Source organism: Candidatus Bathyarchaeia archaeon, from assembly GCA_035283685.1.
Classification (GTDB): Archaea; Thermoproteota; Bathyarchaeia; order Bathyarchaeales; family Bathyarchaeaceae; genus DATETJ01.
The window spans coordinates 146,433-173,076 of sequence record DATETJ010000009.1 but is presented as its reverse complement, the minus strand read 5'-3'; the positions used below and the strand labels follow the sequence as shown (position 1 = coordinate 173,076).

The following is a 26,644-nucleotide window of genomic DNA, read 5'->3' as shown; positions in this document are numbered from 1 at the left end:
GATTGTCTTTCGACAGGTTGAGTGAAATTTTACATAGGAATGTGATGAAAATTGATAAATACTTGTATATGAGATTCTCCGTATGAAATTCCGTGCTAGAGTTGAGGTTAGACTTAAACCAGGCCACTCTGACCCGGAAGGCGAAACAACGAAGCAATCGTTGGTGGAGTTGAACTACAAGGTCTCCAGAGTTGGCGTCAGCAAGGTCTATGAGATTGTATTCGAGGCTAGAAACCAAGTTGAAGCCAGAAAGACCGTTGACGAAATGTGCAAGCGACTGCTGGCAAATCCTGTAAAGGACAGCTATCGTTTTGAGATAGAGGAAGCTTGATGAAGACCAGCTTGTACAAAAAGCGCCCTTTGCCTTTTCCGCTTCATGAAATCCCATTGAAAGACGCTAGCGAAAAACAACTGCACCAGGTCAGTAGGGAACTTGCTATCGGTCTAAACTTAGAGGAAATGAAGAAAGTCAGGAAATACTTTGTTCAGAAAAGGCGAAGTCCTACAGATGTCGAGCTGCAGACTATTGGGCAAACTTGGTCAGAACATTGCTTCCACAAAACCTTCAAAGGCGAAATAATTGCAGGTCGAAAGAGAATCAAAAGCCTGTTCAGAACCTACATCGCCAAAGTCACGGAGAAAATCGATCCACCTTGGTGCGTCTCGGTTTTTGAAGACAATGCAGGCATAGTTGACTTTGACAAGGGATTCGCGGTTGCAGCCAAGGTTGAAACACACAACCATCCGTCTGCCGTCGAACCTTTCGGCGGGGCAGCAACAGGTGTAGGTGGCGTCATAAGGGATATCTTGGGCGTTTGGGCGGATCCAATAGCTTGCACTGACGTTCTCGGTTTTGGACCATTGGGCTATGATTATGACAAGCTGCCGTATGGAATCAAGCATCCGAAGTATGTTTACAGCGGTGTCGTCGCTGGCATAGGCGCATACAGTAACAACATGGGCATCCCAACAGTCAATGGAGCCATCTACTTCGACGAGAGCTACACAGGCAATGTTGTGGTATACTGCGGCTGCTTCGGCATTCTTCCAAAGGCTAAGCATGTACGAAACATAAAACCAAACGACATAATTCTGTTAGTCGGCGGCAAGACTGGCCGCGATGGCATTCACGGGGTCACATTTGCCTCAGCTGAGTTGACTGAGAAGTCGGAAGAGATCTCGCGTCCAGCGGTCCAGATAGCTAATCCGATTGAAGAGGAGAAGTTGAAAAGGGCAGTGCTCGAAGTCCGCGATCGTGGACTAGGTTCAGGAATAACAGACCTTGGTGGAGGAGGCTTATCCTCAGCTGTTGGCGAACGTGCTCTTGCAGCAGGCTGTGGCGCAATTGTTGAGCTCGATAAGGTTCCACTGAAGTATGCAGGTTTGGCGCCGTGGGAGATCTACATCTCCGAGTCCCAAGAAAGAATGCTGTTGGCGATTCCGCCACGAAATCTCCGAGAAGTTTTATCAGTCTTTGAGCGTGAGGACGTTGAGGCTGCGCCGATTGGCAGATTTACGCAGTCACCTGTGCTCATCATAAGTTATGAAGGCCGACGAGTTGCCGAGATAGACATAGATTTTCTATTTGAACCGCCTACAGCAAAAAGGAAGGCTAACCTAACCATTGAATTCCAGAGTGAACCAACTTTCAGAGAGCCAAGTGACGTAGGGAATGTTATTCTGAGGCTTTTGTCGGCGCCCAATATTGCCAGCAAAGAGGCAGTTGTGCGCAGCTATGACCACGAAGTGAAGGGCAACACTGCCATCAAACCGCTTCAGGGCACGTATGCTGGTCCAAACGACGCAGCAGTAATCAAGCCATTGGACAACTCTTGGAGAGGCATAGTTGTTTCATGCGGGATCAACCCAAACTATGGCAGAATCAGCGCATATTGGATGGCAGCATCGAATATTGATGAAGCAGTTAGGAACAACACAGCTGTGGGCGGACGCAGAATCGCGTTGCTTGACAACTTCACCTGGGGAAACCCCGAAAAGCCCGATCGTCTAGGCTCTTTGGTGCAGGCGTGTCAGGCATGCCATGATATTGCTTTAGGATTTAAGACACCGTTTATTTCTGGTAAGGACAGCCTCTACAACGAGTCGCCTCTTGGTTCTGTGACACCTACGCTTCTGATCACGGCTGTAGGAATAGTTCCAGATGTGCGAAAGGCCGTTACAATGGATCTGAAACAGCCCAGCAACTCACTCTATTTGATAGGGAGTAGTCTTCCCGAGCTAGGCGGCTCTGAATACTACAGGCTCAGGGGATTTCTTGGAAAATCGGTGCCTCAAGTTAATGTGAAAACAGCTAAGCAAGCCGTTGAGTCAGTTGTGAAAGCAATTGACGCGGGTTTTATACGGGCGTGCCACGATTTATCGGAAGGTGGACTGGCGATTGCCGCAGCTGAAATGGCTTTCACAGGCAACTACGGCGTGGAATTGTTCCTGAAAAACGTGCCCAAACCCAGAAGCTTGATTCGCAACGATCTCATCCTGTTCTCAGAATCTAACAGTCGCTTTCTGGTTGAAGTCGATGCAAACCACGAAGGGGATTTCGAAGAACTGATGAAAGGTAAATCATGCGAGTTAATTGGGCGAGTCAAGAAAGAATCTAAATTCACTGTCTACTCCACGAATAGCAGGATGATAGTTGGAACAGATTTGGCGACCCTTAGAAAAGCTTGGAAAACCGCTTTCGGAGCCGTAGCCTATGAAACCTAAGGACATCAGAGTGTGCATTTTGCGCGTTGGCGGAACCAACTGTGACGCGGAAACTCGACGTGCTTTCATCAATATAGGGGTCGGAGCTGAAGTTGCTCATCTGAACGATGTTGCCAGAAAAAACAATCTACTTGATTATCACGTACTTGTTTTCCCAGGGGGCTTTTCCTATGGGGACTACGTTCGGGCAGGCGCCATACTTGCGAAGAGCGTGATAGCAAGGCTTGGGCACAGCCTAAAGGAGTTCGTTAATGAAGAACGTCCGATTCTTGGCATCTGTAACGGCTTTCAAATTCTAGTTGAAGCTGGCTTGCTCCCCGGGTTCAACGGGTTAAGTGAGTTGCCTCAAGCCGCGTTGGCGACAAACGTACCGATCGGTTATCGTTGTGTCTGGGTTCATCTGAAGCATGAAAGCAAAGGCAAGTGCATATTCACTAAGAGAGTTAAGAAGGAGCAAGTCATCCACATTCCAATTGCTCACGGAGAAGGCCGGTTTATGTTTGAGAGAAGCAAGCAAAATGAAAAACTAAATGAACTCATCGAAAATGACCAACTGGTTTTCCAATATTGCACCGAAGATGGCGAGACCGCCCAAGGCAGATTCCCAATAAACCCAAACGGCTCCTTCCACGATATAGCAGCGATATGCGACCAAACAGGCACAATATTCGGCTTAATGCCTCATCCAGAACGAGCCTACTTCACTTGGCAGCAACCAGACCGCACCAGATACGGCAGACTTAGCAAGTATGCTGATGGGAGACTTGTCTTCGAGTCAGTTGTCGACTACTTGGTCAAGAAGCTTTAGAAGCACCTGAGATCAGAGGCTCGCGGCAGTCCTGTTCGGGCGCCCACTTTAGCTATGCATTTTGAAGCTACAAAGTTTCCGAGTCGTCCACATGCGTACAAATCCTTGTTCTTGATTAGTCCGTAGAGGAAGCCTGCGCAAAAGGCATCTCCAGCACCCGTTGTGTCGACAACCTTGGTCTTGAACGGCGGAATCAAGTGGCTTTCGCTGCCGTTTGTGACGTAGCATCCCTTCTCGCCCAGTTTGACGGCCACTATTTTGGCGCCTTCTTTGAGCAGCGCCGCAGCGCCGTTTTTGAAGTCTTTTTCAGCTAGCATTCTCAACTCATTTTCGCTCGGCATAACAACTAAACTTCGTTTTATGATAGGTCTGAGTTTGGTCAACCCCTTTTTTGCGTAGATTTCCCCGGGGTCGAAGCTTACTTTCACGTTTAGTAGTTCTTCGACGAGTTTTTTCTGGGCTTGAAAGGGTTTGTTATCCATTGATGTTAGGTGCAAGAACTCAGTTTGTTCAGCGTACTTCAGATCTACGTCTTTGAATTCCAGTGTGTCGTTGACGCTGGGATGCACATAAAGCGCTCTTTCGCCTTTCTTGTCAACGAATGCTTCAACAGTGCCACTGCGTCCATGTTCAGCAATTACTACGCCCTCAACGTTGACGCCCTCGCTTCTAAAGTCGTGAAGAAGCAGCTCGCCTTCATGGTCGCTGGCGATTTTCCCAATGAATCCAGTTTTCGCGCCTAGTCTTGCCAAGCCAACAATAGTGTTAGCAGCTGAGCCGCCTGGCGCCTCGCTAATGCGCAGGATAAAGCTTTCTTCGCCTCCTCTGGCAATCTTGTTGACATGATAGAGTTTGTCCACGTTTAACGCGCCAAAACCGACTGCGTCGAACTTCATTTACAGCAGCTCATGAAGGTATATTTTGTATTTGCCTAGCTTGCCGTCATAGTTGCCCGCCGAGATTTTGACAACGCCCTGAATATCCTTAACCGCGTCTATCGCGGCTTTCATAGCCTCTTTGACGGCGTAGAGCGACACGCCATTGATCACGATCTCCGGAATGGAGTTCACGCCTTCGGGCACCTTTGAGTCGGAAATCTTCTCTCTCAGCGAAGGGGCATAGAGATGATTGGTTGTCGGTCCAATCTCCGGATACTTGGTTTCAGGCTTGGAACCCGCCGCGCACACATCAAACGGCGTAATTACCCCTTCTATTACATGCACAGCTTCGAGCGCTTTATCCCCCGCCTTCAGGGCCAAGTCTTCGTTTTGGCACATAAGCCAAAGATTGCCGCCGGACACGCCAACACCGTAGCCTAAGTAGCGTTCAATGCGGAAAGTGGGCATCATAATCGGAACATTGATGACTCGGCGTTCAGCATACACTTCTTCCCATTCAAAACCGTCGCCACAATGGCCCACGGTGTCCATGACATCGAATTTAGTTTGTGAGTCTGACGCGTCGAGAACGCAAGTAGTGGGCTCAACTAAGATTTCCTGACGGATTCGGTACGAAACCTCTCTTATGAACTTCTTAAGCGAAGCTTCAATTGGTTTGGACTCGTCGATGCCGCCCCAAAACTGAACTATCACGCCGACGCGTCCATCAGGAGTTTCGGCAGGTTTCAGCAATCTTTCCACGCCGCCCTCTGTTCTGCCGATTACAACCATTGGTAAAGCTGTTGACCCAAAAGCTGCTTTTTCGAGGCGAGTCTTATCCCTAGCCGTGATCAAAATGCGACAGAACAATCCATCGAACGCCTCTGCATAAGTATTCTCAACTTCCGCCAATTTCATCGCCACGCAATGGTTTCTATCCTAGTTTCCCCACCGCTTCGCCTCTCACTTTCTTGCGGAACAGTGTGCTCTCCTGCATCAATTTCGCCACGTTTCGTCCAGTTATTAACTTAATCGTTGGGAATTCGTCGCTACAGGTCTTGGTGAAGCATTCATTCAAAGGCTCATATAAACCGGCTTTTTCCATTGTTGATGGCTTCCATTCTCTAATGAATGTCACAAGTCGAGCTTTTCCAAAACGGCTGAAAATGCTTGCCAACACTGCTGTCACGATAGCGTTTCTTGAAAGCACCGCAACTTCCGCCTCCCTTACTGCAAAGTTATTTCCATTGAAGGAAACCGCTAAGCCTCCAGCGCCACGCACCAGTTGAAAAGCTGACGCATCTGTTATGCTGTCACCAACATACATCACGTTCTCAAGGCCCCTGTTTAGCTTGGTTACGATGTCTTTCACTTCAGCAGCTTTTTCTGACCCACCAACCGGGTTGACTTCGGCTACTAATCTGCCTATCTTCATGCTAGGGATTTCCTCCCAGAAGATTTCGTCCAGTCTCTGCACAGTGTCCTGCATTCTCTTAGGAAGATCCGCTAGAGACCCAGCGCCTCTGGGAATCTTTAGCATAGGAAGCCTGACTATCCTTTCTGCAAGGCGTTTAACTTCTGCTTCCTCACGGCTGACGACAACATAATTGTCTAAATCCACGCGTGTACAACGTACGTTCTCAAAAGGAAACTCTACTGCGACACACAGAGCGTGCATATACTGCGCATAGCTGGTGCTGACAATGTAAGATGGCATGAAACCGCGAACGAACTTAAGCATTTCCTTTGCGCCGGGCATCAGAATCAAGTTTTGCGATGAAAAGTCACGCATCTTCTCATCAGACGCGCCGTAGGCTTTCAAGAACGGTAGAATAAGCTTTAGTGTGTCTCCTGCCTTGTAGCCTACACGCTTCACAATGTCGGCGAGTATGTCGTCATATCGACTTATCAGAGTGAATAGACGATCGCCTTTTGGAATGAAATGGCTTGCGAGTTCGAAGGCATTGTCGTTCTTTGAAATTGGTCCTTCACAATCAGAGATGAAGATTTTCTGCGACGCCGATGTGCGGGCCGAAGTCATGCCCTTTGAAGCCTCAGGCGTTTCATATGTTCTACGCTTCTGGCAATGTGTTCCCTTGAGGCTATGTCGTTTCGATGCCAAAGCGCCCCACCCGTGATCGCCTTAACACCCTTCAGCGAGATCTCTCTCGCTTCCTCTATCGTACCACCAGTGCCAACCACGCATACAGCTCTGGACGTCAATGCGTAAGTTTTGCCATCCTCCCTTGTTTCCATTGATCCAGGATAAACGTGCATATCACCCTCATGTTTCATGCACAGCTTTTCGACTTCAGTCAGGTCGACCGGAGTGTTCACCTCGTTTTCGCTCATGTGGTTTGGAAACGTGGTTGAGTATCCACCATAGTTCGGTGGCGCCTTGTAGATTACTACTGTTGCTTTGCTTTCTATGTTGACTTTGGTTAGGTTGCCCTCTAGGATTCTGTAGCAGATGTCGACGAAATCGTCTTTCAGAAGCGGTAGTAGGCACTGAATTTCGGGGTCGCCGGGTCTGCTGTTATTCTCCAGAACTTTGGGTCCTCCCGCAGTGTGCATGAAGGCCTCGTAGAACGGTATGCCCCGCAGGTCCGTGCTGCTTGCTTTCTTCCGCAGTTCCCTGAAAAGCTTGTAAACCAATTCGATTTCTTTTTCTCTGTCTTCCGCTTCCATAAAAGGCAAAATGTTGCCTACGCTTTTGTAAGAGCCCATTCCACCTGTGTTCGGTCCTTCGTCACCGTCGAAGGCTCTCTTGTAGTCTCGGGTTTCAGGCAAGGGTACAATGTGTTTTCCGTCGCAAAAAGCTTGGAAACTGGACTCTTCGCCTTCAACCTTCTCTTCTATTACCACGGCGCCATGTTGATAGTTAGCCACCACATGGTCAAATAGTTCCTCGCGAGTGTTAAAATGATCACCCCACACACCTACACCTTTTCCAGCCGCGGGTCTGTCCGGCTTCACCACCGCCTCGTTCTTCAATGTCTCCAACCACGCATAGACATCCTTTCTCAGCGCCGCAGTACTCCCCTGGTCTTTAGGATTGAAGATCTTGAACTTCGGGTTTGCCTCGGGGGCAACTCTGTCCAGTAGCAAGCGTTGCGCAACCTTGCTTGCTTCGATGGCAAATTCCCTGGTCGGACAGATGATGGGTACATGGGTTTTGCCTTCGACCAGATCACGAACGCCTTCAACTATGGGTTTTTCTGGGCCAACAATTCCAAAGTCTATTTTGTCTTTGCGTTTCCTTACGAACTCGGTTATTGCCTCTATGTTGAGGTCTGATATCACGTTGTGTTCCTTGGCTTTCCTAATATTGTACGGGTTCCTCTGCTTGTCAATGATGTATAGTTCAGTCTTGTAGTTTGTACTTCGAGCGAAGGCGTCTACAAAGGCGGCTTCTCTCGAGCCGTATGAAATAACTAAGATGCCGACTTTTTCCATCAGATCACGCTTGCCACTTCGTAGACCCGCCCGGTCTCCTCGTGGCCTTTTTCAACATTCGCCTTCATTTCGTCTGCCATCTTCTGCGCAAGCGGAGTTGGATACTTGCCTGTTACGCAAGCCATGCAGAGTTCTTCCTCGCTCATTCCAATCGATTTGACAAATCCTTCTACTGACTGATAGTTGACCGAGTCGGCGCCTATTATGGTCGCGATTTCGTCTGGGGCGTGGCGGAAACCGATAAGCTCGCTGTAAGTCGCCATGTCGATTCCGTAGAAGCATGGACCGATTATGCGTGGGTAGGTAATAAATAAATGAATTTTCTTAGCTCCGAGCCGGCGGAGTTTTTCAACAACAACCTTGGTCGTGTCGCCTCGTACTATGCTGTCCTCCGTGACTAGGACTTTTTTGCCATCGATTTTTTGCGGGAGCACGTTTATTTTTCGGTCAATTGTGGCGTGGCGCTCATCAGCCAGCAGAATGAACGCTCTTTCTGTAACGTACCTATGTCTTCGTATTGATCGTTCCCATCTCAGACCTGTCGTCTCGTGCATGCCGTAAGCTACGTCATCGCCTGTTTCAGGCATGGAAACAATCAAGTCGGCATCCTTGGTCACTTCAGGATACTCCCGAGTAAGGTTTCTGCCGAACTCTTCGCGGACCTCATACACGTAACGGTTGCCAAGTCTTGAGTCAGGTCTTGCGAAATAGGCGAATTCGAAGGCGCACAAAGCCTTTCTTCGACGGGGCATAATTTGCGTGCGTGTAAAACCGTCTTTTGTAGCTACGACTAGTTCGCCCGGATTTACTTCGAAATCAAATTGGAAGCCATTAATGTCCAAGCCTACTGTTTCGGATGACAAAGCCCACACGCTCTTGGTGGGGTGACGACCGCAACAGAGAGGCTTTATACCGTATGGGTCTTTGAACCCGAATAATTCGCCCTCTTGGGTCACTCCCACAACTGAGAAGGCGCCCTCTACGTCCGTCATGCAGTCTCTAACGGCTGTGGACAAGTCCTTGTTTTCCAACAGGCTCATTAGTAGTTTGTTGCCCAAAAGCTCAACATCGCAATCATAACTGAAATCAAGAACTTTGTTCCTAATCTCCCATCTGAGTTGCACGGTGTTGACTATGTTGCCGTTGAACGCTATAGCCATTCCAATGTGATTGGTTTTCAAGAAAAAGGGTTGTGTGCCTTTGACAAGCGACTGTTCATCAGTTCCACCTGAGGTTGTGTAGCGCACATTGCCAATACCGACATGCCCGGGCAGATTGTCTAACAGTGATTGGAGTTCGCTTTTTTTCAGTTTTGGAACGAGGTCTAGCCCTTTGTAAGCGTGAAAACTACCGTCATAAGTGAGTATGCCGTGTGACTGGTGACCCCGATGGTTTTGCCCACGTAGTCCCCAGTAAACATATTGAAAAACCGAGTCACCTTTGAAATCTTTGGCAGCAAAGACTCCGCACTCTTCTTTTATGGCGTCTTCCATTGCTTCGACTTCCCGCATCACAAGAGACATCATACACGTATATATCAATTTTTATGACATAAACGAGTCAATTTAGACGCCAACATGTTTATATCATGGCATGGGCATCGGCGTTTTCCAAGAGAGCATCCTTTCTGTCGGCTGATACAGCAACGTTGGCTGCGTACTTGTGTCCGTCAGCGATGCCGAAGCCTTGCGAGGCTCGAACTACAAGGTCGACAGCATTACGCATTTTCCCCTTGTCTATTAGATCATGGAGAGCTTTCGGAACACGAACCGACACCTTGACCAAGGGGCCTGCCAGTTTTCCTTCCCATCCGGGCACCTCAGGCTGAACATTCATGAAACCAAAAATGTACTTGTCTGGCTTTATGAGGCGTGTCCGATACGAGAGGTAGGAGCAGAACTGTCCAATTACTTTGGTTCCCATACCCTTGTACATGTTGCCTGCGTCAAACCATTGAAGATGTCTCATCTCCTTCAGCCTTTCCCTATAGAGCCATCCAATTAGGCGTTTGTTCACATTCTTCCTTTTCTCTTCCCACTCGTCAACCTTCGCCTTGACTTCTGCAGTGATTCCATTAAGACAAGCTTGAATGCCCAGTTCAGGTCCACCCTCATAGTAGCCGACCGCGCCCAAGATTTGGAGTTTGGCGAAGATGTTGTCGACACTTGCACCTAGCTTAACTACTTTGATTCTCTTTCCATCAACCTTGACTAACTGTTTCTCAACAGCTTCGTCAAGAACCATTTTATTCAAGCCGACGATATCTCCCGGGATTTCGCGGCTAGCAACTAATGCCAAGTAGGAAAGGTTGATGTTCTCCCTGTCTAGGAGCCTAGCGAAAAGATAGTTGCACGTGGCGCCTGAAAACTCGGTGTCGCCCTCGAAACCGAACCGTTCTAGATTCAAGTCAAAAACCAATGCGTCCGTTGCTTCCGGTGGGTCATGATGATGATCAAGAATGATTGTGAGGTTTCTGCCTGAATTAGCCTTCGATATGAAGTCGACATGAGCTGAGCCAATGTCTGAATAAATTATTATCTTGTTGCTGCCCTTGTGCAAATCATCGACAACTTCCCCGTAGACCTTCTCTAGACAGAAGGCTCTAACTTTGAAACCCTCGCGCTCCATAGTTGCTTTCATAATAGCAGCCGAGCAAAGACCATCCGCGTCATCGTGATGTACAATTAGGATCTCTTTAGCTCCTGGTTTTCGAAGCTCCGCAATAGCCTCAGCTGCTTTCTTCTCAAATTCCCTAAAACCCATACAGCAGCCTCTCGACAATGCTAGGCTGCTAGTGACAAAAGAGCTTTTTGGGCTGGTCTTCATTTTAGCCCGAACGACCTCAATTCCAAAATGTTAAAGCGATTCCGCTATCACCCATAGTAAAGACATGACTAGCGTGAGAGAGCTTCACCAATGGTTGCTTTAGTTGCAGCGCTAAGCAGATGTGACGCGGATGTTGTTCCTTCAGTCATCACAATGCTCAAAGCTTTGTCTCATCGGGGAACTGGCACCTGCGAACTAGTCACCCCAACAGTGACAGTTTCGGCAAGATCTCACGAAGAGTTGAGAGAGCATGTAAATGAGCCCTCTAATGTGGCGATAGGGCATCATGGACCCAACGCGATCTTGAGCCGATGCGGCTTGTCTCGTTTGACGAACGACTGCGCCACTGTTGTTTTAGGGCAAGTCTTGCCTCGATCTTCGGCGAGCCGGCATGACAAAGATTTGACTGATGAAAAAGATAAGTGCGAAGGAGCGGCGGAGAGGCTGCTCACGAACTTCGAAGGAGCTTTTACCTTTGCTGTTGCTTCTCCTAGGCAGATGCTGATCGGAAGAGATCAACTTGGAGTAATGCCGCTTTACTATGGCTCGGACATGAAGATATGTGCTGTTGCCACTGAGCGCAAGGCGTTATGGAAAGTCGGGGTAGAACAGGCTTATTCATTTCCGCCTGGCAATTTAGCGAAAGCAAACCGAAGGGGATTCACTTTTGAAATAGCCAGCGCTATCACAAAGCCACCCCAAGAAAAGATAGAACTGAATGCTGCTGCAAGACGCTTGCAGAAGCTTCTTGAAGAATCAACATTGAAAAGAGTGTGCGATGTTACGAGAGTCGGAGTGGCTTTTTCAGGCGGCTTAGACAGCAGCGTAGTCGCTTGCTTGGCAAAGAAATGTGATGTTTCAGTCGATTTGATTTCCGTTGGGTTGGAGGGACAACCTGAGCTTGCACATGCTGAGAAAGCTGCTGAAGCGCTCGGCTTGCCGATCAAGCTTCACGCATTTGGGATTCGTGAGGTTGACGAGGCGCTTTCAAGAGTTCTTTGGTTAATTGAAGAACCTGATGTTATGAAGATAAGCGTGGCTATTCCGTTCTTCTGGACAGCTAAAATAGCTTCAAAACTAGGATGCCATGTTTTGTTGGCCGGTCAGGGCGCCGATGAGCTGTTTGGTGGCTACCGCAGATACTTAACGGTTTATGAAAGGAATGGTGCCGAAAAAGTGGCGGAAACGTTGTATCATGACATGATTTTTTCCTATGAGACAAATTTCCAAAGAGATGGGCCCGTCTGCGCCTTCCACAAGGTTGATCTGCGCCTGCCGTTCGTTGACACTGATGTGGTGCGTTTCGCTTTAAGTCTGCCAGTTGATCTGAGAATAGCGTCCGCGACCGACGGCTTGAGGAAGAGAGTCTTGCGTCAAGTCGCATATAACTTAGGCATCCCTGCGTTTATTGCGGAGAAGCCCAAGAAGGCGGTTCAGTTTGCCACTGGCGTGGACAAGGCGCTCAGAAGTGGAGCTAGAGACAAAGGTTTAACGGCGCGTGAGTATGTTGAAGAAGCCTTCAGAAGCGTTTACCCCAACTGGGGACGAAGCGAGTGAACACAGCAATATACTATAGTCCAAGATTCCTCGAGCACGACCCTGGGACTGATCATCCCGAAACGCCTCGCCGTTTGAGAGTTATTGTTGAGGAACTAAGCCGAAGCGGTTTATTGCAGTCTGAAAGATGCGCTTACATTGAGCCTAAGCGTTCGAGGCGTGAAGATGTTGAACTTGTCCATGAGGCAGAGTATGTTGAGCTTGTGGAGAAGACGTGTGCTGCAGGCGGCGGAGTCCTCGACTTGGGTGATACGGTTGTCAGTTCCAAGAGTTGTCAGGTAGCTATGCTTGCGGTTGGGGCTGTTGTGGACGCTGTGAACATGGTGTTTGAGTGCAGAGCAAACAACGCGTTTGCGTTGGTTCGTCCGCCCGGGCATCATGCCGGTCCTTACTACGCCTTGGGCTTCTGTCTTTTCAATAATGTCGCCGTGGCTGCTTCCTATCTGCTTAGTCACATGGGTCTGAATCGTGTTCTTATTCTTGATGTCGATACGCATCATGGAAATGGAACTCAGGAGATTTTCTATGGCACAGACAAAGTGCTCTACATAAGTCTGCATGAGGATTCAATCGGTTTCCCTGGCACAGGCTTCGTGGACGAACTTGGCGAAGGTGAAGGACTAGGCTTCACCGTTAACGTGCCCTTACCCTTTAAAATAGGCGATGCAGATTATCAACGAGCTTTTGACGAAATCGTTGTGCCCATTGCCCACCAGTATGAGCCTGAGTTTATTCTGGTTTCGGCGGGCTTCGATGGACACTACACCGATCCGGTGGGCGATCTCTCTTTATCTATGAAAGGTTATGAAGAAACTTTTGCCAAAATCGTGAACCTAGCGGCTAAAGTTTGCGCTGGGAAACTCGTAGCTTCGCTTGAGGGGGGTTACAGCCTCAATTTCTTGGGAAAAATGGTTACATCAGCCATATCGAAAATGGCAAAATCCTCTTACAGGGTTAGTGACAGTCGCCCAACTGGACATCCCCGAGTGCAGAGAAAGGCCGAACAAATCATAACTGACGTGAAGCGCGTTCAATCAGCTTTTTGGGAACTGTGATGCGTCTCGCGCTTACTCTATTATTTGGATGCATTGGTTCGGGCATTGAACTTCGCATGCTCGACAGGCGAGGCAGTCCTTGACATTGACTACTTGCGATTTTCCGTCAACTATCTCGAAAACGCTGACAGGGCACGTGTCTTTGCACGTGGCGCAACCGTCGCATTTGTCGAGATCTATCTTGACTTCAACCATCCTCAGCTCGTCCCTTTTTGAAGAATCCTTCACAGTAAAGATTGACAGATAAAAGCATTTACCTCTCTTCGAAAAAGCATCAATCAGTCTTAACGCACATATGCGCTAACTGATCTCTTCTCTCAGCCTCAGAAGGACGCCGTCAACAGTTGTCTGAGTCTTTTCTCTTCGTCTATAGGCAGTTTCAAGGACATTATGATATGCCTGGGCTGAAAGGTCTCCACGACGGTATCGAATCTCTGCCCTGTTGATCTCCGTTTCTGCTCCAGTCAACTCAGTCTCAGCCACTTCGAGCTGGCGCATCAGTTCAGCGTATCTTGGACTAGCCATGCGTAGCTTGTTCCTGGATGCCGACAAATCGCGGGAGACCGAGGCCATGCGACCATCTATTGTCGTTTTTCGAACTTTGTACTGCCTGCGAGGTATCTTGCCTTTGCGTGCCGCTGCCTCCAAAGATCCGCTTTCCTTGAGGAGTCGTAGCTTCTCATCGTAGAGGCTAACAAAGGACCTAAGGTCTTCGGCGCGGACACTGACGACGGCTGTTGGCAGTGGTGCCGAAGGTTGTGGTTGATAAACGTGCCACGCACCGACTAACGCGCCTGCGATCAAGACAAAGGTGCCCATCCAGACTGTGGGACGAAAAGAACTCCAGAAGATCGGTCGTTGATAGGTAAAATCAAGTGCAAAATCATGGAATGCAGTGGCGTTCTGAAAGATGAAAGTAAATTGACTCGAAAAGGCAGCGCTCTGAAGATCATGCAGGCTCCCTGAGTTTAGTGGAGAGCTCAGAGTTGCACCTTCGGGAAGCGCAACTCCCACCGTTAGCTTTCGTATTGCCAAATCAGGTTTCTCAAAGAGGAGCAGCGAGACGCGAAACTCGCCAAAGCTGCTCTGCGTGACGTGGTTCTTCCAAGGCAGGCTGTATCGGACAAGGAGATGAATCTCCTCGCCCTCTGCGTGTGGAAGCGTGAACGTTATCGTTGTATTTGTATATGTGCTTGCCTGTTGCGTCTTCACATTACTCTCTGAAACCAGTCCAAACTCGTCGAAAGCAGATATCTCAAATGCCTCTGCCGGCAGCTTAAGTTGAAATCCCGCGAGCTCCCCAGCCTTATTCGATGCTGTGTAGGAATCCGATACAACTATTCGATCATTGCCAAAGATGTCAATTTTGCGTTCAACTTCGTCAACGTCCAAGAATTGTGTGGTTCCGCCTGTTCTGGAAGCATAGAACCATGCAGGGTCTCGTGAAAACTCAGTCAAATCGATCTTAACATAGCTGAAGACGCTATTAAGACCCTCGGCGGTCCTAGTAAAGTTTATGCCTGCTTTTTCGTAGGAGCTCCTTGTATAGTTGAGTGTAGCAGGCATGATTATTCGAAGATCTACTTCTTTTGCAGCGTTAGGCAGGCTTGGATAAGCTGGAAAACTGACGTTATAGAATACCACCGTTGCCTCCTCAAGTGGGAAAACACTGAGCGCAATGCTGTTTGAAAACACGAAAACCACGGTGAACTTGTAAGAGCCACCGTTGCTTATGTCAATGGACATGGGGAAGTTCACTCTAACTGCGTAGAAGCCAGTTCTGCCAATCCCAGCATTCATGTCAACGGACAATTGTTTTGCTTGGCTTAGCGTTTCGTAAGCGAATACATAGGCCAAATCAGAGTGGTAGTCAAAGGGAAAGCCTATCACGTAATTTTGAAGTGGTTCAACGCTGTCGCCTGCACTAGTTGACAACGTCACTGTGTCGTTGATCACAAGCAGTCCGCTCTCTCGAATGTCAACAACATGCTCAGCCTTCACGTCGAACGAGGCTGAAGGAGAAGCCTTAACCGTGAATGGCGACGCCATCGTTATGAGTGAGACAACGAATAGTAGGCAGAGGGCAATTGCAGGCAACAGTTTCTTCAATGCATACACCACATGTCATTGTTGCGGGTTTTTCCATTTCGCTTTGCGGTATATTCTGCAGATTATGCTTATTTACTTTCCTTTAGAGAACGAACCGACAAGTGAGACTTACAGAACACCAATCGTATGGCCAGTTTGCTATTCAGCGCGAGAATAGTAGTCATCCTGCTTCTTCGGTCCGAAACTTCTGACGCCCTTCGTCTTGAGCTGCCTCCGCAGCTTCTGCGCGTGTTCAACTGTGATTTCGTGTCTCTTTTCAAGGTAGTCTATGATTTCCTCGGCTTGCTTTTGGTCGTCGCATCGGCGGATGTAATCTACTGCGTCTGGAATGAAGTTGTCGAATCTCTTTGCCGTGGCGCGTTCGGCAATACCGACATCGGAGCGGACCGATGAAATCTTCACGCGGTTTTCATCTGTCTCCATTTCGTCAGCTAAACTTGAAAACATTTTCCTGAACCGCTTTTTGTCGAACTCCATGTTTCCCATCTCTTTTAGATTCAGCTCTTCTCGCTTGAGTGACGGTGCCTTAGCCATCTATTTTTCTACAAGAAACATCCCGTATTTAACCTATTTGCACTATTTGTTCAACAAAACACCAAAGAACCAGAGAGGACAGATCTGCTTTTTTTCACTGGTCACCCATGTCAACCAACGCTTTATGGAAAGAACACTGGCTCTGCAGACTCAGTAAGTCTTGTCCTTGGAGATATGAAAAGGCAAAGATGAACACCCAATGCTCGCGCCACTTGTTGAAGTAACACGGGAAACGCCTGATCTAGCCACAAGGTGTGTTTGTAGCTACGTGGGCACGAACTTTTGCGTAGGGTTGATTAAAAGGATTCTTCGAAGTTGATGGATTCTTAGTCCTTTTATGGGATCCCCATAGGTCTCGCACATGTCAACCTCATCGATCTTTTCAGGATCACGGACAACTAGTTCAACTTCGTATTTGGGCGGCAAGGCTAGGTAAATGTGGAATGCTTTTTCGTTTTCGTTGCCTTTGGTGACTGATTGTAACTCCGCCTTTCGAACCAGAAAGCTGTTTTGTTTGAGTCTTCCAAGCACTTTTGCGTGCTCGGTTGTGAAAACTTCGATGTCTATGTCACTGTTCTTATGCGACGTGCCTCTCCACACGCTGCCAACTAGCCTAGGATGAAACTCGCCGAGCATGACCATTATTGACAGCGCACTCTTTCTCATCTGAGCAAGTCGTTCTTTCCTCGCCGGACCTTCCATGTCATCTGCTATTTTGTCTAGTTCTTGGGCTATATCTTTGTTGCTTGGCAGCATCCTAGATGCTAGTGTTTTGGCTGCTCGCCGCTTCGCTTGTTTGAACTCCTTCTCCTGTTGGGTGTAGAGCAGAAGAGCGGCTTCCATGGCAACTTTATCCTTGATAAAGTCCGAGGGTTTGCGATGCAAAACTCTGCCTTCGGCACCTATCCTGCTACGCTGGGCTGAACAACTTGCCCCGGTTGCGCAATTAGTTTGGACTTGCGTATGCCTACGTGGCGCATGGGTGCAACTTTCTTTGCTTCGTTGTAAATGTCTGAAGCTATTTTCCCGAGCACTACTTCCTGCACAAATTGGTCGAATGTGAGGGCTTTTCCCTTTTCATTCACAGTGTTCTTCATTATGGCTCGAATAGCTTGTTCTTGAGTGGTTCGTATGCGTGTAAGCGTGAAGGCACAGACAGCTAGGCGTAGTTGGTAGCCATCTTGTGTGGCTACATTCTGAAGCATGTCTATCCTCGTTGTCTTCCTTCTCACAAGACTGCGTAAGTAATCACGACTGTATTCGTGTCCTTTAAAGACTGTACGGGCTATTTTTCCGTCAATGTCAGACACTTGAAAATACATTTTCAAATACTGATGGGCGAAGTCATTGGTCAAATCGTACAACGTAGCGTCGACGACCCTTCCAACGAGCTTGGACGATTCATCAGCTGGAACTGAGCCAAGCTCGGTTGCGCCAAAGTATTGAGGCGCCACAACCGAGAACCAATCCTTGGTACGCCACTTGTCACGGACGCGCTTTTTTGCAGACACTTTTTTGCCCTCGTTGCGACTGAAAATGGTTGCGTGAAGTATTAAAACCTTTATTATTCGTTTATGCCTTCGTTATCTTCTCGGTTTCATTCATGTACGGTCTCAATGCCTTGGGTATGACAACTGAGTCGTCTTTTTGCTGGTATTGCTCCAATATTGCCATCATCGTTCGACTCGTTGCTAAGGCTGTGTTGTTTAGCGTGTGCACAAAGCCTGCTGGTGCCATCCCCTTTTTCTCTCGGTATCGGATATTGAGTCGCCTGGCTTGGTAATCAGTGCAGTTGGAGTTGGAGCCTATTTCCCGGTAAACGCCATCAGCCATCCACACCTCTATGTCGTATTTCTTGGCCGCCAAGTTTCCAATGTCGCCAGTGCAAACATTTGTCGTTCTGAAATGAAGCCCTAAACCCGCGTACAAGTCTTCGGCGTTCTTCTGGAGTTCCTCATGGAGTATCCAGGAGTCTTGTGGCAGACAAAAGATAAACTGCTCAACTTTATTGAACTGATGCATGCGGAATAAGCCTTTGGTGTACTTGCCGTGAGCTCCCACCTCCTTTCGGAAATTGGTGCTGAATCCAACGAGTTTTACGGGCAAGGCGCTCTGTTCGATTACGTCGTCCATGAAATACGCGGCTAACGGGTGTTCAGCTGTGGCTATCATGTACAGCTCTTCGCCTTCAATCTTGTAAAGCTGTTCTTCAAAGAATTCAAGGTCAGTGGCGCCCAGGTATGCTCTCTTACGGAGCATGGAAGGCGGTTCAACAAGCTGGTATCCTCGTTTTACCAAGAAATCCACGGCGTACCGCAGTATTGCCAAGTCCAAGAGCGCAAGCGCTCCTTTGAGGTAGTAGAACCCGTGCCCAGCGATCTTTGCCGCTCTTTCAGCGTCAACCAAGTCGAGATTCTGCGCGATTTCCATATGATTCTTTGGTGGAAAATCGAACTCGAGCGGCTTGCCTACGAGACGCACTATTTCGTTAGCCCCTTCGTTTTTGCCAAATGGAACGGAGTCGTGCAACAGGTTGGGCAAACGATAAAGCAGGTTGTTGACTTTTTCCCTGCGATTCTCAACTTCTTTCTCAAGTTTTTCGATTTGTTCTGGTATGCTTTTGGCTTCTCTCAGCTTTTGGGCAGCGTCCTCTCCCTCTTTCTTGAGCTTGGCAACCTCTTCTGTTACTATTCTTCTCTTGTGTCTTAGTTCGTTGACTTGGGTCAGGAGTTGCCTCCATTCCGCGTCGGACCGAATCAGGTCGTTCAACTGTTTCTGCAAGTCAGGGTCGCCTCGCTTCTCTAAGTTCTTTCGCACCATTTCCGGATTTTCACGTATCAGCTTAATGTCCAACATCTCTATGAATCACCGACCTTATCTGGGACTCGACAATCTGCGAATGTTCACTACTTATTTTCAGCTTTATAGTTAAGCTTTCGATAATGAGGTTGTTGACAATGAGGGAAGAGACGGCACGCGTTGAAGTAAATTGCGCCCGTTTTCAGTTGGTCTTTCCTTGCATTCGGTGACTATTTCTGCATGCTTCGATCAGGAGACTAGCTCACCGCTTCTTTACAGCTGAAACAGATCTTTCAGCCACAGAAACGGCGCTCAATAAATCATCCATTGTGGAAATGAAGGTTAGCATGGTTGCTCTGCATTTTAGAATCGTAAGGACTCTTGTTCCTTGTCTTGTGGTTCTGATGCTCAAGTCCTTGGGAACCCTTGCGTTGTCAGGAGACACAGCCCTAGCGACTGCTTCAGCTTCTCTGCTGGTCTTGTACGAAAGCGAGATTTCAGCTTCCAAGTTTTGAAGCTTCCAACTGATCTTTGACGAGTGCATTGACCGATTTGATGAACGAATCCAATTCATTGATGGGCACTTGCGCTCCAGCTGCAATGTTATGTCCTCCGCCTTTGCCCGCACTTTTTTCAGCTGCAACTCTTAGGATTTCACCGAGGTTTAGTCCCTTAGCGACAATCGTGTCTATAGCTCGAGCTGATATCTTTGCCAGATTCTCTTTGGGAACGGTCGCGTAGGCAATGATGGGTTTTTCAGGCTTGGCTAGATTGGTAGACAGGATGGAGGATATTGTGCCTATGATTTTATCGTCAATTACACCTTCGCCGCGCACCACGTAAATGCTGCCCAGCTCTTCAATGCGGTCCATATTGGGCTCCATAAGCCAGTTCAAATACTTCGTGATGGTTCGTCTGTAATCCTCAAGCACGGCGTTTGCTTCTTCTAACGCAGCCCCGCGATCTCCCATGCAAATAGCGATGCCCAAACTCGGCCTGTCCATACGCCCCGTCGCGTTCAACAGGACTGAAAACTCTCTGGCATCGCGTAACGGAGTCCAAGGCTCTTCATGAACCAGTGTGTAGACACTTCCCCGAAGGCTAAGCGCCGCGTCCCCGGGCAGACCGCGCGACACCATATAATCCGCTAATGCGTTGAAGAGTTTTTTCTTTTCATCTTCAGACAAATCTCGTAAAGCCCGCCATTTCTCGCCTTTCTTCGGCGCGATGCCGAGATTAGCCAGGAAAGCTAGACTCTTGTCTTCTTCGCCGCTCAGACCAGCGATGAAAGGCGTTGTGGTACAAGCCAAAGCCCTGTGAATTGGACGGGTTTCTCTGCCGAAAAACATCAGGTCAGTCTCAGTTCTGAGGCAGCCAACTTTTTGGGCGTCTTCCACAATAAGCGCGTTTGGTCCGCCCAACTTGCGCTGTTCATACTTATCTTGCATATCGCCAAGGGCGCCTACAATGGCTGTGCCCGACAAATCCGTGTTTCGAGGGTCTAGAGCTTTTGCTACGAAATACGTGATTCCTGCTGAACTCAGGTCTCGCGAACCATCGATTCCATGCAAATGGGGATTCACGTGAGCGAAAGCAGGGTCTGCGCTGCTCACTGGCTGATGATGGTCGAGGATTACAGTTTGTCTGTCTTTCAGTTTGGTATTTAAGAAGTCGAGGTCGCCGCTGCCGAAATCGCAGAAAACTATGAGCGTATGTTTGTCGGTAGCGATGCGTTCAATGACTTTTTCGTCCAGCCACCGTTCAATCCTTATGCGAAATGTGGCGTCAAATCTTGCCAGCGCTGCTCCGATTATGCCCGCTGCTGCCAGTCCATCTGCATCTAAGTGAGAAACGACGTGGATAAAGCCGCCATCGTTGATACATTTTTTCGCGACGTCTGCTGCTTGAGCCGCCGCACTAAAAAAAGACTCAAATTGACCGTTTTTTTCCAGAGCCAATGCACCTAAACCAAACTGGCGGTTTTCGCCTCATATTTCCAGTCGGCTGGCAAGAGACCTTCACGTTTGTAGTATCTGGCGAGCTTGTGAATCTTCGCCTCTATGTTCTGTCGCGCCCGCACATTGTACTTGTCTTTCTTGTTTCTCTCCAGATGAACCGATAGTCGGGAAACCTTCTTTAACAAGACCTCCATGTCCTCAGGAATGGATGGAACCAACCCCGACTGTTTCATTATATCCGTAACGGATTTCCCAGCAATTGGTTTGGTCAGAGGTATGCCGTACTGATCGCGCAAGACTATGCCTATCTTGCTGGAGCTTTGTCCATCTCTAGCCAGTTTGATAACGAGAGACTCGACCTCTTCGGGCGTGTATTTAGCCCAAGCTGGCGGTCGCTTCCCAACTGGTCGAGTGGACTGGGCTTTGCCTCGTTCGGTTTTTGGCATATCATTTCCACCGTGAACTCTAAGACAGCGATTCCATCGATATATTTAAGACTTCCCCAACAAGCATGGAGATTACCAGCTTCTCGTGAATGTTACGCCGTGAACATCCGATTTTCTTTGGTCAACCAAATCTGAAGCCTGAATCATTACGCTTGGTTCATAACCATTTAAAGGGCGACGAAGCCTACGGCTAGATGTTGATAGAGGATGGTTCACCCACAATACAACCCCACAGTGATCTTGCTGTGCATAAGCTGTCAGAAGCAGACGGCTCACTTGTTGGTAGATTTTTCCAATAATCCCCTATCCGCCTTGACGTTGGTCTACGAGTGCCAAGTATGTGGGCATTCTAAGAAGACGTACGATTTGAACACACTGCCTGAACTGAAAGCGGCGAGAGCACTCGCGTCGGAACCCATGGAAACTGGCAACGTGGCAACCACATCCGCCATCCCAGTAGAACGTGGACCGCAGATCGAACGTTAGCCGCCGTGTGCAACTGGAATAAATGTCACTTCGTCACCGTCGCTGACTTCTGTCTCCAAGCCATTGAGGGCACTGATCTCTCGCCCATTTACAAGGATGAGTGTGTTTGGGCGTGGGTCGTTTAGCTCGGGGTCGATTAGTAGTCTTCTAGCCTCAAGCGACATTGACTCAGCTAGGGCCTGAACAACGTCTCTGATGGTTGCTTTGCTAAGCTTCATTGCTATCTGGTCCTTTTCAATCAATTGTCGAAACACTCCTAGCGGTCTGATCTTAATATTCACTGTCACGATTTCATTCCTCGAAGACATACAGTTCTTCTTCGTATCTTCTACCGTCGACAACGCTTCCCGCAGGCAACCGTCGTAGTTTCCTTTCCTTCAGTAGGTGTCTCAGACCGTCGTTAACTTGGGATAAGGATTTATTTCTGTCTCTCAAGAGGATAAGAGGCGCATTCACGCTCAAGGGTCGGGCTGGAATGACGTGCCTTGTGGCTTTCCACGCGAAAATGCGCTTAGACAGGGCTGATTTGATGATTTCCTCCTTGCTAATCGTAGGAGTGCAGAGCACCGCGGAAGCTAATTTTCGCCTTAGGTTCTCAAGTGCATCCTGCTGAGCTTCGTACCTTACCTTGAACCCGGCACCCGTTAGCCGTTCTTCAATGCGTCCAATTACGTCGTAGGCTTCTTGCAGGTGTCTGAAAGGATGGTTAACAAGAAAGGTTTGGCTTCGAAACAGAAGCGCGGCAACCGTGGGAGAAACACCGATCAAATGTTCAGGTTTTTCTTCGGTACTTTCTAAGGTGCAGTCTGTTTTCTTAATTTGCCCGAGGATTTTGTCGGCATTTGAGGAGTTTGTTATGGTTCTGTACCAGCTCAGCACTTGAATCGCTGAGTTGCCGTAGTCGACAAGACACGCCGGGACCCGCCTGACTCCGATTTTGCCCAATGCCGCGACTCGATGAACTCCATCTAGGACCACCAGCGACTTTTGGTCCACGATGATCGGATGTTTGATGTATGCGTCAGCATTGATGGCGCGCGCTAGGTAGTTCATCAGTTCCGGAATAGTTTCCTCGTGCAGATGGAGCATGCTTATATCGAGTATTGCGATACTCAGGTCTAGTCTTCTGTCAGCGACAATGTAGGCAACTGGCGTGGGCAAAATAGCCGTCACCAAATATAGCATGATAGTCTTGTTAATCTGATTTTTCGCCAGTGAGCAGCTGTACAATGTCCGAGGCGACCTTGACGATATCATCTGCATGCTTCATTGCTTTCTCCATTTCAGACTCAGGTATCTGGGCTACCTCCTGCACTGTTCTCTCAATCTCAACCAAGGTGTGCAGGACAGGTTCTTTTACAAGCTGTTTCTTGAAGACAGCCTCTCTTACAATGGCTTCTATCGACGGTGGATCACCCAGACTGTAGTAGATAGCCGCCTGAGCCTTCCGTATGGCTTCCAGAATCAATCCAGGCGCCATGTAAGGTGTTTTCTGAGCTGCGGACAACTCAGCTTTGGCTTCGCGCAGGTATCGTAGCGCCCAGCCTTTTTGATAGTTGTTGATCAATGGCATCTTAAGTTGCCTCGCTTTTCACGAGCCAATGTGGTTTACGTCTGTGCAGCAGAATAAGTAATGCGAGTATTATAAACAGTATTATGAGGCTTGCTGCGCCAGTAAAGACATACATGATGAAAGACGTGCTTGTCGGAATGTCGATCTGCAATGGAAGAGATACTTGCATTACGTTCCACACGCTGTGAAGAGATATGGACGCCAGAATGTTGCCCGTGATTGCGTAAAGGTAGCCAGCTACCACGCCGAAGATTGCGGCGCCTGTAACATTGAACACAGTTGTCATTGCGCTGGAGTGATAGATGTAGAGATTTATGGGAACGTGGCCGACACCAAACAAAACTGCGGAAACTGCTATGCCTCCTCTTATGCTTGTTGCTCGCGAAAACACAGATTGCAGATACGCCCTGCTTTCGATTTCCTCGCCTATGCTGTTCAGTGTCAGGAGGTGGAAGAACTGGAAAAGCCAAGCAGGTGACTGCACGTATGTCCAGCCTCTGATTGTGATGACGTCGAAGCCGAAAATAGATAGCAAAGCTAGGTAGTTGAGGAAAAGCCACAGCAGGGCTGTGGAAGCCCCAATCGCCAAATGCTTGAAAGGCGTTTTGCCCGCTGCAATGCCAAATCGGTTCAGAGGTTCCCGGTGAATTAGCTTGATGAAAAGAATAGGAATCAAAACAAGACTGAGCTTGAGTGCAACTTCAACAATCGCGTCGATAGCTCCAACAGCCTCTGTTTGTGGCGTTTGGGTCGAGGATAGGTAGAGGCGAGCGCTGAAAGTTATGAGGAATCCTATGGTGAATATCACTAAGCCCGTCAATGAATATTGGGCTCTGGATAGACTCCTATAACCTAGCTTTTGCATGAGAAGTCTTCAACATCCAGGGGCGTTTCCAAGAATGAACCATGATAGGAAGTTAGTCTGTTTCTTCCTCAGAGCCTTCAGTTTCTTCTTCTGATTCGCCGGCTTCCGCTGCCTTTGCGATTACGAGAAGTCTTGTTACATAGCCGGCTATCAGGTTTCTGAGTTTAGTCGAGTAAATGGTCGCTTTTGATGCGAGCACTTTCTTATTGCTCTCGAAGTCTGTCGTGAATTGGCCTGGGAAACGTTTCACCAGTTCCCTAGCGACTTTCTTGACTTTCTCTGGACGAACCTTACCCAAATACCGGCTCAACCTCATTGTGTTGGCGAACTGTTGTGTTCTTGGCACCTTTTATGGCTTACTTAGTCATAAGCGTTTAGCTTTCACCAAACAACTTGACAGCCTTTTCTAAGAGTGGTTCGTTGATCGACAAGACTCTGTAGTTTTCCTTGATCTGAAGTTTTGCGCAACGGATTTCTGTGACATTTCGACTATCCCTTTGCTTTTCATTGCTGGTTTGTGGCTTTGCAACATTGGCACCCGCAATTCAAAGCTATTCAGAGGGCTATATTGAATAGATCTGTGAAGTTGCTCAGAATCTGCTCGATGACCTTTCTCTCTTCCACTTCCTTGACGCGCGCCATTGCCCTTATGACTTCTGGAATGAACGCCGGCGTGGTTGGCTTGTGCTCAAAGGGACCATAGTACCGAACTGGTCCATCAGTTTCCGTTAGAAGACGTTCCAATGGGACAGTTCGAACAATTTCTTGTATTCTTTCCGAAAATGCGGCTGGTGGTCCTTCGGAGACATAGTCTCCGCGTTCAACGATTTTTGGCAAGAGCTCGACTGGACCGCTGAACCAGTGCCACAGGACACCTTTTATTGTGTAAGAAGGCAGTGTGTCGAGAATTTTCTGGGCGCTCCATCTTGAGTGAACGATGACGGGAAGCTCTAGTCTTTCAGCGGCCTTTAGCATTTCGTGGAAGACTGTTGCCTGTGCATTCTTCTGCTCTCTTCGTTTGGCGTATTGGGGGTCTAAGCCTATCTCTCCTATTGCGGTTACTTTTTCTTTGTTTTGTTGAATGAGGTTTATGGTTTGTTCAAGTTCGTTTGGTGCTAGTTGGTTGGCGTTCCGCGGGTGAATGCCTAGAGCTGCGTTGACCATGCTTGGGTGTTCTTGGGCTAGTCTGAGGCTGGTTTTGCTGGTTTCTAAGTTCATGCTGTTTGAGACTAGGGCTACGATGCCTGTTTGTTTGGCGTCTTCGATAATCGCTGGGATTTTTCCGTTGTATTCTGGATCTGAGAGGTGGATGTGTGCGTCGACGAATTTCATGGTTGTTCTTCGCCCTTTTTAGAAAATGAAAATGGATTTTTGGTTAATAAAGGCTATACAAGGAGAGTGAGACATCAGTTTTCGTTGCAGTTCCATGGAGTCAAGAGGTTGAGGCTGCGTTTTCCGCCTGCGCTTGCGCTTTTCTTGTTGTCGCCAGCTATCGGTGAACTTCTTTCGGGTTCAGCACCGCCTGCCGAGTTTTTCACTCCCTTTGGCTTTCTAATGATTGTTTGTTTGTACGGCAGTGGCGCCGTGATTATTCGCGAGTTGACGGTGCGGTGGAAGAAAGGCGTTGGCTCAACTCTACTGCTGGGTGCAGCCTACGGTGTGCTTGAAGAGGGGTTGCTGGTTACGAGCTGGTTCAGCCCGTTCTGGGTTGATTTGGGTCCGATGGCTGTATACGGACGGTGGTTAGGCGTCAACTGGGTTTGGGCTGAAATGTTGACGATTTACCACGCTGTCTTCAGCATAACCATTCCGATTCTCTTGGTTGACTTGGCTTGTCCTCAGCGTCGTGATGAGAGCTGGGTTGGGAAAAAGGTGTTCGGTGCACTTCTCATAGTGTTGACTGCGGTTACCGTGTTCGGGGTGTTTCTCTTCTCGACTATGATGAATTATTGGACGCCGCTGCCTCAATACCTGTTCGGAATAGCCATAATGCTTGTATTTGTTTACCTAGCTAGAAGGCTTCCTGCCGATTGGGGAATGCACGGTCAGAAGGCTTTACCAAAGACCATTGTGCTTTGGATTGTGGCTGCTGTGGCTGGCTTTGCTTTCTTTCTCGGTTTCTATTCTTCGCCTTATCTTGTTCCTTGGCCTGTTGCAATGCTGTATGGTCCACTTCTCATCTTCTTGATGTTCATTTTTCTCAAACGTTTCAACTGGGGTGAAAAGGCAAGTGACATGCATGTTTTCGCCTTGTGCAGTGGAGCGTTAACGTTTTTCCTTGTGTTTGCTCCGTTGCAGGAGCTTGACAAGAGCCGAAAGGACGTCACGGCGGGCATGAGCCTCGTAGCCCTAGCCTTCGCAATCGGACTCATCTGGCTAGGACTAAAAATAAAACAACGAAACAAAGATACTCCTGACAAATGGACCACTGTTTGAAAATCCCGGCCAGGGCGCCATTTTTCGTGGAATCAGACTCCTGACGAGAAGTTGGAGCCGAAATGAGAATTGAAGCAAGTCTTCAGGTTTCTTGAATGGTTTGAAACATGGGACAAACCTTTTCAGAGAGTTCG

General features: G+C 48.4%; 28 protein-coding genes. 7 read left to right on the top strand and 21 right to left on the bottom strand.

Annotated features, from left to right (window positions below; all coding sequences use genetic code 11):
• Positions 1–82: 82 nt before the first annotated feature.
• Genes purS through purQ form a run of 3 tightly spaced genes read left to right on the top strand, consistent with a single transcriptional unit; the run spans position 83 to position 3,532 of the window.
• Entirely contained in the window at positions 83–331 is a 249-nt protein-coding gene (purS, locus tag VJ249_07555; protein HKZ94418.1) for a phosphoribosylformylglycinamidine synthase subunit PurS, read from the top strand.
• Positions 331–2,724, top strand: a complete 2,394-nt coding sequence (purL, locus tag VJ249_07550) for a phosphoribosylformylglycinamidine synthase subunit PurL (GenBank protein HKZ94417.1) — start codon at positions 331–333, stop codon at positions 2,722–2,724. The genes purS and purL overlap by 1 nt, the downstream gene beginning before the upstream one ends.
• On the top strand, positions 2,714–3,532 hold the full coding sequence (gene purQ, locus VJ249_07545) for a phosphoribosylformylglycinamidine synthase subunit PurQ (GenBank protein ID HKZ94416.1): 819 nt from the start codon (positions 2,714–2,716) through the stop codon (positions 3,530–3,532). Before purL ends, purQ begins: the two co-directional genes overlap by 11 nt.
• On the opposite strand, the gene VJ249_07540 is transcribed toward purQ, so the two are convergent.
• Genes VJ249_07540 through VJ249_07515 form a run of 6 tightly spaced genes read right to left on the bottom strand, consistent with a single transcriptional unit; the run spans position 3,529 to position 10,629 of the window.
• Positions 3,529–4,428: a carbohydrate kinase family protein gene (locus VJ249_07540; GenBank protein HKZ94415.1), complete on the bottom strand. Its 900-nt coding sequence runs from the start codon at positions 4,426–4,428 to the stop codon at positions 3,529–3,531. The two genes, purQ and VJ249_07540, sit on opposite strands and share 4 nt — an antisense overlap.
• Positions 4,429–5,328, bottom strand: coding sequence for a formylmethanofuran--tetrahydromethanopterin N-formyltransferase (locus tag VJ249_07535; GenBank protein ID HKZ94414.1), 900 nt, complete (start codon positions 5,326–5,328; stop codon positions 4,429–4,431). It abuts the gene before it with no gap.
• Between the two features lie 16 nt (positions 5,329–5,344).
• Complete coding sequence (locus tag VJ249_07530) at positions 5,345–6,451, bottom strand: hypothetical protein (protein ID HKZ94413.1); 1,107 nt, start codon at positions 6,449–6,451, stop codon at positions 5,345–5,347.
• Entirely contained in the window at positions 6,448–7,866 is a 1,419-nt protein-coding gene (locus VJ249_07525) for a hypothetical protein (GenBank protein HKZ94412.1), read from the bottom strand. The genes VJ249_07530 and VJ249_07525 overlap by 4 nt, the downstream gene beginning before the upstream one ends.
• Positions 7,866–9,392 carry an amidophosphoribosyltransferase gene (locus VJ249_07520; GenBank protein HKZ94411.1) on the bottom strand — a complete coding sequence of 509 codons (1,527 nt, stop codon included), beginning with the start codon at positions 9,390–9,392 and terminating at the stop codon, positions 7,866–7,868. The genes VJ249_07525 and VJ249_07520 overlap by 1 nt, the downstream gene beginning before the upstream one ends.
• 55 nt (positions 9,393–9,447) lie before the next feature.
• Complete coding sequence (locus tag VJ249_07515; GenBank protein HKZ94410.1) at positions 9,448–10,629, bottom strand: DHH family phosphoesterase; 1,182 nt, start codon at positions 10,627–10,629, stop codon at positions 9,448–9,450.
• A gap of 153 nt (positions 10,630–10,782) precedes the next feature.
• Between VJ249_07515 and VJ249_07510 the strand changes: the two genes are divergently transcribed.
• Together VJ249_07510 and VJ249_07505 are read left to right on the top strand one after the other, a co-directional pair.
• The gene (locus VJ249_07510) at positions 10,783–12,249 is read left to right on the top strand and encodes an asparagine synthase (GenBank protein ID HKZ94409.1); all 1,467 of its coding nucleotides are present in this window, start codon (positions 10,783–10,785) and stop codon (positions 12,247–12,249) included.
• The gene (locus VJ249_07505; GenBank protein ID HKZ94408.1) at positions 12,246–13,304 is read left to right on the top strand and encodes a histone deacetylase; all 1,059 of its coding nucleotides are present in this window, start codon (positions 12,246–12,248) and stop codon (positions 13,302–13,304) included. The genes VJ249_07510 and VJ249_07505 overlap by 4 nt, the downstream gene beginning before the upstream one ends.
• A 12-nt stretch (positions 13,305–13,316) precedes the next feature.
• Here the strand turns inward: VJ249_07505 and VJ249_07500 are convergent, their stop codons facing one another.
• From VJ249_07500 to VJ249_07460, 9 genes are all read right to left on the bottom strand, one after another.
• A complete protein-coding gene (locus tag VJ249_07500) occupies positions 13,317–13,499 on the bottom strand; it encodes a 4Fe-4S dicluster domain-containing protein (GenBank protein ID HKZ94407.1) in 183 nt (60 codons plus the stop codon).
• Between the two features lie 105 nt (positions 13,500–13,604).
• Complete coding sequence (locus tag VJ249_07495; protein ID HKZ94406.1) at positions 13,605–15,413, bottom strand: hypothetical protein; 1,809 nt, start codon at positions 15,411–15,413, stop codon at positions 13,605–13,607.
• A gap of 138 nt (positions 15,414–15,551) precedes the next feature.
• On the bottom strand, positions 15,552–15,947 hold the full coding sequence (locus VJ249_07490) for a DUF2095 family protein (protein ID HKZ94405.1): 396 nt from the start codon (positions 15,945–15,947) through the stop codon (positions 15,552–15,554).
• Between the two features lie 264 nt (positions 15,948–16,211).
• Positions 16,212–16,790: a nucleotidyltransferase domain-containing protein gene (locus VJ249_07485; protein ID HKZ94404.1), complete on the bottom strand. Its 579-nt coding sequence runs from the start codon at positions 16,788–16,790 to the stop codon at positions 16,212–16,214.
• A 59-nt stretch (positions 16,791–16,849) separates the two neighbouring features.
• The gene (locus VJ249_07480; GenBank protein ID HKZ94403.1) at positions 16,850–17,458 is read right to left on the bottom strand and encodes a 30S ribosomal protein S3ae; all 609 of its coding nucleotides are present in this window, start codon (positions 17,456–17,458) and stop codon (positions 16,850–16,852) included.
• A gap of 61 nt (positions 17,459–17,519) precedes the next feature.
• Positions 17,520–18,803, bottom strand: a complete 1,284-nt coding sequence (gene serS / locus VJ249_07475) for a serine--tRNA ligase (protein ID HKZ94402.1) — start codon at positions 18,801–18,803, stop codon at positions 17,520–17,522.
• Positions 18,804–19,008: 205 nt separating this feature from the next.
• Positions 19,009–19,254, bottom strand: a complete 246-nt coding sequence (locus tag VJ249_07470) for a KEOPS complex subunit Pcc1 (protein ID HKZ94401.1) — start codon at positions 19,252–19,254, stop codon at positions 19,009–19,011.
• The gene (locus VJ249_07465) at positions 19,244–20,704 is read right to left on the bottom strand and encodes a DHH family phosphoesterase (protein ID HKZ94400.1); all 1,461 of its coding nucleotides are present in this window, start codon (positions 20,702–20,704) and stop codon (positions 19,244–19,246) included. The genes VJ249_07470 and VJ249_07465 overlap by 11 nt, the downstream gene beginning before the upstream one ends.
• Positions 20,705–20,709: 5 nt before the next feature.
• On the bottom strand, positions 20,710–21,150 hold the full coding sequence (locus VJ249_07460; GenBank protein ID HKZ94399.1) for a 30S ribosomal protein S15: 441 nt from the start codon (positions 21,148–21,150) through the stop codon (positions 20,710–20,712).
• A 207-nt stretch (positions 21,151–21,357) separates the two neighbouring features.
• On the opposite strand from VJ249_07460, the gene VJ249_07455 reads away from it, so the two are divergent.
• Positions 21,358–21,636: a hypothetical protein gene (locus VJ249_07455; protein HKZ94398.1), complete on the top strand. Its 279-nt coding sequence runs from the start codon at positions 21,358–21,360 to the stop codon at positions 21,634–21,636.
• Here VJ249_07455 and VJ249_07450 read toward each other — a convergent pair.
• The 6 genes from VJ249_07450 to VJ249_07425 form a co-directional block, all read right to left on the bottom strand.
• Positions 21,633–21,878 carry a MoaD/ThiS family protein gene (locus VJ249_07450; GenBank protein HKZ94397.1) on the bottom strand — a complete coding sequence of 82 codons (246 nt, stop codon included), beginning with the start codon at positions 21,876–21,878 and terminating at the stop codon, positions 21,633–21,635. The two genes, VJ249_07455 and VJ249_07450, sit on opposite strands and share 4 nt — an antisense overlap.
• Before the next feature lie 49 nt (positions 21,879–21,927).
• Complete coding sequence (locus VJ249_07445) at positions 21,928–22,797, bottom strand: ParB N-terminal domain-containing protein (GenBank protein ID HKZ94396.1); 870 nt, start codon at positions 22,795–22,797, stop codon at positions 21,928–21,930.
• Positions 22,798–22,831: 34 nt separating this feature from the next.
• Complete coding sequence (locus tag VJ249_07440) at positions 22,832–23,209, bottom strand: hypothetical protein (protein ID HKZ94395.1); 378 nt, start codon at positions 23,207–23,209, stop codon at positions 22,832–22,834.
• Position 23,210: 1 nt separating this feature from the next.
• Positions 23,211–24,074, bottom strand: a complete 864-nt coding sequence (locus VJ249_07435) for a CPBP family intramembrane glutamic endopeptidase (GenBank protein HKZ94394.1) — start codon at positions 24,072–24,074, stop codon at positions 23,211–23,213.
• A gap of 52 nt (positions 24,075–24,126) precedes the next feature.
• Positions 24,127–24,420, bottom strand: a complete 294-nt coding sequence (locus VJ249_07430; protein HKZ94393.1) for a 30S ribosomal protein S17e — start codon at positions 24,418–24,420, stop codon at positions 24,127–24,129.
• Positions 24,421–24,629: 209 nt separating this feature from the next.
• Positions 24,630–25,406, bottom strand: coding sequence for a TatD family hydrolase (locus VJ249_07425; GenBank protein HKZ94392.1), 777 nt, complete (start codon positions 25,404–25,406; stop codon positions 24,630–24,632).
• A 66-nt stretch (positions 25,407–25,472) separates the two neighbouring features.
• On the opposite strand from VJ249_07425, the gene VJ249_07420 reads away from it, so the two are divergent.
• A complete protein-coding gene (locus VJ249_07420; protein ID HKZ94391.1) occupies positions 25,473–26,510 on the top strand; it encodes a hypothetical protein in 1,038 nt (345 codons plus the stop codon).
• The last annotated feature ends 134 nt before the right edge of the window (positions 26,511–26,644 follow it).

Bases quoted from the DNA above. Each gene is read 5' to 3' on its own strand.
- purS (HKZ94418.1), top strand. From the start codon at position 83: ATGAAATTCCGTGCTAGAGTTGAGGTTAGACTTAAACCAGGCCACTCT.
- purL (HKZ94417.1), top strand. From the start codon at position 331: ATGAAGACCAGCTTGTACAAAAAGCGCCCTTTGCCTTTTCCGCTTCAT.
- purQ (HKZ94416.1), top strand. From the start codon at position 2,714: ATGAAACCTAAGGACATCAGAGTGTGCATTTTGCGCGTTGGCGGAACC.
- VJ249_07540 (HKZ94415.1), bottom strand. From the start codon at position 4,428: ATGAAGTTCGACGCAGTCGGTTTTGGCGCGTTAAACGTGGACAAACTC.
- VJ249_07535 (HKZ94414.1), bottom strand. From the start codon at position 5,328: ATGAAATTGGCGGAAGTTGAGAATACTTATGCAGAGGCGTTCGATGGA.
- VJ249_07530 (HKZ94413.1), bottom strand. From the start codon at position 6,451: ATGACTTCGGCCCGCACATCGGCGTCGCAGAAAATCTTCATCTCTGAT.
- VJ249_07525 (HKZ94412.1), bottom strand. From the start codon at position 7,866: ATGGAAAAAGTCGGCATCTTAGTTATTTCATACGGCTCGAGAGAAGCC.
- VJ249_07520 (HKZ94411.1), bottom strand. From the start codon at position 9,392: ATGATGTCTCTTGTGATGCGGGAAGTCGAAGCAATGGAAGACGCCATA.
- VJ249_07515 (HKZ94410.1), bottom strand. From the start codon at position 10,629: ATGGGTTTTAGGGAATTTGAGAAGAAAGCAGCTGAGGCTATTGCGGAG.
- VJ249_07510 (HKZ94409.1), top strand. From the start codon at position 10,783: ATGGTTGCTTTAGTTGCAGCGCTAAGCAGATGTGACGCGGATGTTGTT.
- VJ249_07500 (HKZ94407.1), bottom strand. From the start codon at position 13,499: ATGGTTGAAGTCAAGATAGATCTCGACAAATGCGACGGTTGCGCCACG.
- VJ249_07490 (HKZ94405.1), bottom strand. From the start codon at position 15,947: ATGGCTAAGGCACCGTCACTCAAGCGAGAAGAGCTGAATCTAAAAGAG.
- VJ249_07485 (HKZ94404.1), bottom strand. From the start codon at position 16,790: ATGGAAGCCGCTCTTCTGCTCTACACCCAACAGGAGAAGGAGTTCAAA.
- serS (HKZ94402.1), bottom strand. From the start codon at position 18,803: ATGTTGGACATTAAGCTGATACGTGAAAATCCGGAAATGGTGCGAAAG.
- VJ249_07460 (HKZ94399.1), bottom strand. From the start codon at position 21,150: ATGCCAAAAACCGAACGAGGCAAAGCCCAGTCCACTCGACCAGTTGGG.
- VJ249_07455 (HKZ94398.1), top strand. From the start codon at position 21,358: ATGGTTCACCCACAATACAACCCCACAGTGATCTTGCTGTGCATAAGC.
- VJ249_07440 (HKZ94395.1), bottom strand. From the start codon at position 23,209: ATGCCATTGATCAACAACTATCAAAAAGGCTGGGCGCTACGATACCTG.
- VJ249_07435 (HKZ94394.1), bottom strand. From the start codon at position 24,074: ATGCAAAAGCTAGGTTATAGGAGTCTATCCAGAGCCCAATATTCATTG.
- VJ249_07425 (HKZ94392.1), bottom strand. From the start codon at position 25,406: ATGAAATTCGTCGACGCACACATCCACCTCTCAGATCCAGAATACAAC.